This is a genomic window from Nostoc sp. (assembly GCF_036917455.1).
In the GTDB taxonomy this organism is placed as follows: Bacteria; Cyanobacteriota; Cyanobacteriia; order Cyanobacteriales; family Nostocaceae; genus Nostoc.
On record NZ_JBALDK010000030.1, the window covers coordinates 1 to 5479 of the forward strand.

Annotated in this window: 4 protein-coding genes and 1 pseudogene; 4 read left to right on the forward strand and 1 reads right to left on the reverse strand. The window is 37.6% G+C overall.

The window, feature by feature from the left end:
- Positions 1-291: 291 nt before the first annotated feature.
- The 4 genes and pseudogenes from V7K42_RS03270 to V7K42_RS03285 all read left to right on the forward strand — a co-directional run bounded on the left by V7K42_RS03270 (position 292) and on the right by V7K42_RS03285 (position 4292).
- Positions 292-1584 (forward strand): ATP-binding protein, encoded by a 1293-nt coding sequence (locus V7K42_RS03270; RefSeq protein WP_334913500.1) that lies wholly within the window; start codon positions 292-294, stop codon positions 1582-1584.
- On the forward strand, positions 1574-3382 hold the full coding sequence (locus V7K42_RS03275; RefSeq protein WP_334913502.1) for a tetratricopeptide repeat protein: 1809 nt from the start codon (positions 1574-1576) through the stop codon (positions 3380-3382). The genes V7K42_RS03270 and V7K42_RS03275 overlap by 11 nt, the downstream gene beginning before the upstream one ends.
- A 174-nt stretch (positions 3383-3556) precedes the next feature.
- Positions 3557-3969 (forward strand): annotated as a pseudogene (locus V7K42_RS03280) (XisH family protein).
- The gene (locus V7K42_RS03285; protein ID WP_334913504.1) at positions 3957-4292 is read left to right on the forward strand and encodes a XisI protein; all 336 of its coding nucleotides are present in this window, start codon (positions 3957-3959) and stop codon (positions 4290-4292) included. The pseudogene V7K42_RS03280 and the gene V7K42_RS03285 overlap by 13 nt, the downstream one beginning before the upstream one ends.
- 81 nt (positions 4293-4373) lie before the next feature.
- Here the strand turns inward: V7K42_RS03285 and V7K42_RS03290 are convergent, their stop codons facing one another.
- Complete coding sequence (locus V7K42_RS03290) at positions 4374-5453, reverse strand: PstS family phosphate ABC transporter substrate-binding protein (RefSeq protein ID WP_334913506.1); 1080 nt, start codon at positions 5451-5453, stop codon at positions 4374-4376.
- Positions 5454-5479 lie beyond the last annotated feature (26 nt).

Sequence of the window (5479 nt, forward strand, 5' to 3'; positions counted from 1 at the left end):
TAAAATTTAATTTTATTTGTTAGGTAGCTTTCACTATTTCAAATGTATAATCTATCATTCATTATTATTATTCAAATGTATAATCTATCATTCGTTATTATTTAGATTCACCTTTATTACTTGTTTATAGGTTGAGATTATGGAATGTAGAGTATCTTCTTTTAAAACATAAGACAGTATTACTTAGTAGTTGTTTATTTACATAGTTACGAAAATGGTAACTATCTTAACTTCTACTTCAAAAATCATGAGCCATTATATGGATAGTTAGCATGTTTACGGCACTATCCGATGTCTCAAGACTTATTAAACTCCTTTCAAGAAGCATACAGCAATCTCGAACTGTTTCCATTGATGGAACGGAACGAAATGGAAAGATTTAGAGTCGAATATGGTGATGATTTGATTGCAGACCTTAACCAATTAGTGGAAGATAGTCCTAATGGAGATGGCAAAATTGTCTTTACAGGACATCGCGGATGTGGTAAGTCTACTTTATTAGCTGAGTTTAGCAGACAAATTCAAAATAAATATTTTGTAGTTCTATTTTCTATTGCTGACAAAATTGAAATGTCGGCTGTTAATCATATTAATATATTGTTTGCGATCGCAGTTAATTTAATGACAGAGGCAGAAGCCCGCCGAGTTGATATTCCACAATCTACTAAAGAAGCTCTTTATAAGTGGTTTGCTACTCGCACTCGCACTGAAGAATCAAATTTGCAAGCAGAAACTAGTATAGGTTTTGATCTCCTAAAATTGATTAGCTCTAAATTAAAAGCTGATGCTAGCGTTCGGGATGAAATCAAGCAAGAATTTGAACGCAAATTATCAGATTTAGTTGCCAGAATTAATGAAATAGCTGCTTTAATTCAAGCTGCAACTCAACAAAATGTTTTAGTCATTATTGATGATTTAGATAAGCTTGACTTAGGAAGAGTTAATGAAATTTATCGAGATAATATTAAAGCTCTCTGCCAACCTAACTTTCAAATTATTTACACTATCCCCATCGCAGTGCTTCGGGAAACATTTATCAGTACAATAATTACCACTGAAACCAACGATCAAGTTGTAGCAATGCCTGTTTTAAAAATATTTAATAAAGGAAAAAATCGCTTTCCTAATGCTCAACCTCGCCCAGAAGCAACAAAGATTCTCGGTGAAGTTTTACAAAAACGGATTCCTAGTGAATTAATCGCGGCTGAAACGGCTGAGAAAATTGTAATCTATAGTGGTGGCGTGTTGCGAGAGTTAATTCGGATCTCTAAGGAATGTTGCCGTATTTGTTTACGGACTATCCGACGAAATCCCTCAGCCGAAGTTATCATTGATGATAAAATTCTTCTTCAAGCAATCAATAAAATTCGCAATGATTTTTCTATCCGTTTAGGAAAAGTTGATATAGATATTTTGCAGAGTGTTTATGAACAATTCATGCCCAATGACCCCAAACAAGCAGAGTTTTTAGATTTGCTACATGGGCTGTATGTCCTAGAATATCGGACTGATGAAACTTGGTACGATGTTCATCCAATCATTATCGAAAGTTTGAGAAGACAGGGAGCCATTAATGTTCAATGAAGAATCATTAGATAATCAGGGAGAAAATCAAGATGCGTATGACGATTTAATTGTTTCTATTGAAGCTCAAAGACGGGGATTAAATCTACTGATTGCAGTTTGCGATGATGCTAGCTTTCGTGATGAAATTATTGCCCAATATGAAGCTGAACTACAACCTGCATTTCGTCCATATCGAGTGACTTTAGCACGTCAGGAACCTAGCCTAAAAGCTGCTCTTAACCAACTGGTACAACAAGAAGAATATTTTCGTCAGCAAAACCAGGCGGTGATTACTGTGACAGGTGCTGAACAACTTTATTTTCTCAGATTGGGAAATGAGCAATCGGAACAGGAGAAATTTTTTGGTTACTTGCAATGGACAAGGGAAGGATTGCGTGAGTTTCCCTTTGCGATCGTGCTTTGGGTAACTAATCAAATTTTAGTTAACCTGATTAAAAAAGCGCCTGATTTTTGGAGTTGGCGTAATGGTGTATTTCGATTTGAATCTCAAAAGACGAATGCTATTCCTGGTAAAGAATTAGAACCTATACGTTTTGTTTTTCGAGATACAGAATTAGCCAGTACAGATACTAATGAAAATAATCCCTTTTTCTTACCTATTCAAGATTTACAAAGATTAATTGAGAAAATAGAACAGGAACGGGGTACTAAAGATCCAACCTTGGCTACTTTATACTCAAGGTTGGGTGATATTTACCACAGTAGATTAGATCGGGGTGAATCTCAGAATTATCAAGAAGAACAGGAATTAGCAATTAAGTATTGGCGAAAGGCGAGTGAGCTACAAAATGAATTAGGTTTGCAGATAGACTTAGCTAATAGCCTCAACAATTTAGCCGGAATATATCGTGCAACAGGACACTATAGCCAAGCTGAACCTTTATATAAACAAGCTTTAGAACTTAGAAAACGCCTGCTAGGAGACAACCATCCTTCTTTTGCTACTAGCTTGAATAATTTGGCGGGACTTTACAAATCTACTGGTCAATATAGTAAAGCAGAACTGTTATATCAACAAGCTTTAGAACTGAGGAAACGTCTGTGGGGAGAAAATCATGCCGATGTTGCTGTCAGTCTGAACAATTTGGCATTACTATATGATGAACAAGGGCGTTATGACGAAGCAGAACCTCTGTATCTGCAATCATTAGAAGTTGAAAAACGTTTAGTTGGCGAAAATCATCTTACTTTCGCTCTTATACTAAATAATTTAGCGCTACTTTATTATCATCAAGGACGTTATAGCGAAGCTGAACCGTTGTCGCAACAAGCAATAGAGTTAGATAAGCGATTTTTGGGAGAAGAAAATCCTGATGTTGCAACAGATTTGCACAATTTAGGATTGATATACCGCGCTCAAGGACGCTACGATCAAGCTGAAACAGTATTTTTGCAATCATTAGAACTTAAGCAGCGTCTATTGCAAAAAGCGCATCCACTTTTAGCCGATACTATCTACGCTCTTGGTTATATGTACAGGGAGCAGGGGCGTTATGGTGAGGCAGAATCTTTATGTATAAAAGCCTTAGAACTTGATAAGCACCTATTGGGAGAAAATCATCCTAATGTTGCCGAAAGTCTCAATAATTTGGCAGAAATTTATCGTGAAACTGGACGTTATGGTGAAGCCGAGCCGCTTTATTTGCAAGCTTTAAGTATTTGTGAGGAAGTGTGGGGTATAAATCATACTCGTAGTGTCACTATTCGTCAAAATTTAGAAAAACTTGCCGCAGCAATACAGAATAATGGAGAGTGTGATGTCTTCGACAACCCCTTCGAGGAACGCATTGGATAGAGTAATACCAATTATGTATGAAGATGCGCCAAACTATATAAGGAACGAACCGCAAGGGGTCCAAAGGACACAAAGAAAGAAGGAAGAAAGCCAAGAGAATTTGGCGCAGCCTCACAAAGAAATGTTATAATAATATCATTTTGAGTTTATTTAGCCTCATCTAAAGATAGCAACATGGCTAAAGATTTTTTCCATCAACAGGTAAAAAAAGCATTAATTAAAGATGGGTGGATAATTACTCACGATCCTTTTACAATTCGTATTAGTGAAGCAATTAAACTACAAATAGACTGGCTGAAAATACCATTCTAGCAGAACGTAATATAAAGAAAGTAGCTGTTGAAATTAAAAGTTTTATTGCAGATTCAGATATCAGTTAATTTCATACTGCACTAGGACAATATTTAAATTACTGCCAAGCTATTGAAGAACAAGAAGCAGAAAGAGCGCTTTACCTAGCAGTTCCTATTGAAACATATCAAGACTTTTTTCAACTTTCTTTTGTCCAAGGCGCTCTTCATCGTTACCAAGTTAAGTTGATAATTTACGATCCAAAATGTGAGAAAATTCGACTATGGATAAAATAGAACACTATCGACAAATTATCAAACAAATATTGAGCGAACATCAACAAATAGTATCTAATACTGATACAGTCAATTCACAACTAATTTTAGACAAAGAAAACGACCATTATCAACTAGCTTATGTTGGCTGGCAAGGAGATAAGCGGGTGTTTGGCCCGGTTATGCATTTTGATATTCAAGATGGGAAAATATGGATTCAGTATAACGGTACAGAAGAGTCTGTTGCTGAACGATTGGTTGAGTTAGGTGTACCACCTTTTGATATTGTCATTGGGTTTCATTCTCCTTTTAAACGGCAATTTACTTCTTATGCTGTCGAGTGAACGGTACGATTAGCTCCCCGACTTCTTAAAGAAGTCGGGGAGCTATCTATAGGAAGGGGGCTTAATTGTTATCCAAATCTACTAGCGAACCCCGACGAAACCAGCTTGCTCAATTGCTCTTTGCCCTTGGTCAGTTAATAAAAGATTGGTATATGCATTTCCAATCTGCTGTTCCCGACCTTTATTCTGCTTAATAATCACAAACAAATTGGCAATTATGGGATAGCTGCCATTTTTAACAGCCTGAGTATTTAGCTGGTTGCGCTGACGTGGACATTGCTCAGGCGATACCATAGGTTCCCTATAGGGAGGAATTAGCTGACCAGAAGTGCTATCCAATGGTAAAGCCTTCACACTACACTGAAATACTACCGAACGAGCCGAAGCGTAATACACACCGCCAGGAATTTTACTCAATTGGCGCACTGCCTCTGTAGCAGAGTACACATATTGCACATTAGAGCCAAGTGCTTGCCCCTTCAAGTCGCTGTTGGTTGAGAATATTACTGTATCTGCGTCCTCTGGTCGTTGAGACAAAGGTGTGATGGGTAGGTTTGGCCCACCTACTTGATTCCAGTTAGTAATTTTCCCCAAATAAATCTGGTGCAATTGGTCAACAGTTAAACCTGATACTTTCAGTGATGGGTTGACTACCACTGCTATCGCATCCATACCTACCTGACGTTGCTCAAGGGTGAAGCCTCGCGCTTTTGCCATAGCTTGTTCTTCATCTGTAAGGGGACGAGAAGACTGAGTAAAGTCTAGTTTCCCATCAAGTAACATCCGAATGCCTGAGCTAGAACCAGGGCTAGCATTAACAGGGTCTACGTAACGTAATTTTAGTTCCGGGCGATCGCTCTGGATCTGAGAATCTACTAATTGGCGGATAGATGCCCAAGCTGTACTTCCTCCGTAGTTAAACGAGGCAGTGGGGACATCTGCAATTGTCTGAAAACTGGATGAGCCTGTATTAGAGACGGTCTTGAAACTTTGATTAGAGGAAGAGTCAATACTGTTGCGGGACAATAAATTCGGCTTTAGTAACCACCAAAGCAACCCGCCAATAACTATAAGTGTCAACACTTTACCAATAATCAAACCTCTAAGAAAGAGGGCTATTTCACCGTTAATTAAAGCTTTTTTTTGATTTGTATTGTCCATATTTTTAAATATTGTTTATTGTATTT